Source organism: uncultured Agitococcus sp. (assembly GCF_937920075.1).
Lineage (GTDB): Bacteria > Pseudomonadota > Gammaproteobacteria > Pseudomonadales > Moraxellaceae > Agitococcus.
On the sequence record NZ_CALETI010000480.1, the window covers coordinates 1 to 2,284 of the forward strand.

Annotated in this window: 2 protein-coding genes; one reads left to right on the forward strand and one right to left on the reverse strand. The window is 42.8% G+C overall.

Going from position 1 to position 2,284, the window contains the following annotated elements; genetic code table 11:
* A partial coding sequence (locus Q0212_RS16290; RefSeq protein ID WP_297927489.1) for a hypothetical protein occupies positions 1-255 on the reverse strand: 255 nt, incomplete at its 3' end.
* Between Q0212_RS16290 and Q0212_RS16295 the strand changes: the two genes are divergently transcribed.
* Positions 254-1,810: a TROVE domain-containing protein gene (locus Q0212_RS16295; protein WP_297927491.1), complete on the forward strand. Its 1,557-nt coding sequence runs from the start codon at positions 254-256 to the stop codon at positions 1,808-1,810. The two genes, Q0212_RS16290 and Q0212_RS16295, sit on opposite strands and share 2 nt — an antisense overlap.
* Positions 1,811-2,284: the final 474 nt, after the last annotated feature.

Genomic DNA, 2,284 nt, shown 5'->3' on the forward strand with positions numbered 1-2,284 from the left:
CTGATCAACAAATTCTTGGTGCGTTTCATTCATTGCGCTATTTGTATAAATGGCGATAGGCATTACAGTAAGTATTTCTGAAATAGAGGACGTTGATTCACCTGGCACAATCATGAATCCTTTATTACCAAGAACGGTTTTTACAATTGCTTTTAAGGCTGATAGTGAGGGTTGACCAGGTTGTGCAAATTGAAAATCAAAAAATTCAAAATGACTTAAATATACGAAGTCTATAAAAACAGGAGTTTTTAACATGGCAAATGCAAACTTGTTTAAATCAATGGTTGGAAAGTTGTTGCCATCAACCAATACAAAAAATGAAGCAGGCGGCAATGCTTATGCTTTCACCCCTCGTCATGCCCTTGCACAATATGCCATGACAGGTTGTTTGAATCATACCTTTTATAGCTCTGCCGAGATGCAGTTGGAAAAGGTATTAACCACAGCGCAAGAAATTGACGACGAATTCTTGGCTAAATTGGCGATTTATAGCCGCGAACAAGGGGCAATGAAAGATATGCCAGCCGTGTTGTTGGCGATCTTGGCAGCACGTCAAAGTGCTTATTTTGCAGTGGCTTTTGCTCGTGTAGTTAACAACGGCAAGATGTTGCGTAACTTTGTACAAATCGTGCGCTCTGGCGTAACTGGTCGAAAATCCTTGGGTTCTCGCCCAAAACGTTTGGTGCAAACATGGTTAAACGAAGCCTCTACCCAAAAACTGCTTAATGCTGCTGTGGGTAATGATCCTTCGTTGGCTGATGTGGTGAAGATGGTTCACCCTCAACCTAAAAATGCAGAGCAAGCCGCTGTTTTTGCTTGGTTAATTGGCAAGCCTTTTGATGTCAACGCCTTGCCTAAAGTGATTCAAGATTATGAATTAGTTAAGCGTGGTGTCAGCATCGATTTGCCTGATGTGCCTTTTCAAATGTTGACTCATTTGACCTTGAACACTGAGCAATGGACAAATATTGGCAAAAATATGGGTTGGCAAGCCTTGCGTATCAATCTAAACACCCTGCTACGTCATGGCGTGTTTAATGATGCGAAGATGGTGAATTGGGTCGCTGATCGTTTGCGTGATAAAGAGAGCATTCGCAAAAGCAATGCTTTACCCTATCAACTGATGATGGCTTACCAAGCGGCTAAACAAGAGATGCCTGCACCCATTGTCGATGCTTTGCAAGATGCGTTGGAAGTTGCTTTAAGCAATGTCCCAGACTTGCAAGGAAAGAAAGTTGTGGTTTGCCCTGATGTGTCAGGTTCAATGCAATCGGTAGTCACAGGTTATCGCAAAGGCGCAACCAGTTCTGTACGTTGTATTGATGTAGCGGGTTTGGTCTCTGCGGCAATGTTGCGTAATAACCCACAAACCGTTGTGTTGCCTTTTGAAAACAAGGTGGTAGACATACGTTTGAATAGCCGTGATAGCGTTCTAACCAATGCCAAACGTTTGGCAAGTATTGGTGGTGGTGGCACAGATTGTAGCGCACCGTTGACTTGGTTAAACAACCAAAAATCGGCGGTTGATGTGGTGATTTTTGTCTCTGATAACGAGTCTTGGCTACGCAATTATGCTTATGGGGCAAGCGAAACCATGCGTCAGTGGGCCATCATCAAACAACGCAATCCAAAAGCCAAATTGATTTGTATTGATATCCAACCTTCTGCCAGCACCCAAGCAGCAGATAGCGAAGATATTCTGAATATCGGTGGCTTTAGTGATGAAGTATTTAAGTTGATTGGGCTATTCGCCAACAATCAATTGAGTGCCAATCATTGGGTTGAGGTCATTGATAAAGTGTTGTTGTAGGGGCGGCTCTTGTGGCTGCCCTAGCAAACCACACAGAATTTGGCACGAATACTGATGGAAGTACATTGGTGTATTGTTGGTTCGAATCCAACACCTTGTTTTAGACAAGGTGACATTCTCATCCCTTTAGTCGTGTCATTAAAGTTTAACTAGCAAATGCTTATGGAACTACATCGCTGAAAACGACCGTGTCGCGGGTTCGATTCCCGTCAGTCTTATCACCAAATTGGCATAAGACTGTAGCTCAGCAGGTAGAGCAGGACTGTTTCATTAATCCTAGTTGCTGGTTAATTAAATAGGTGATGAATGCTCGGTGGGAATACATCTGACTTTTACTCAGTGTGCCGTTGGTACGCGTATCTCACCAACTCTAGTCATCACGCTTAGTTTTGCTAATGAATGCTAATGGGATTACATAGACTGTAAATCTATCTCATACTCCTAGTCATTAGCTATCAATTTGCAGCAAATGCC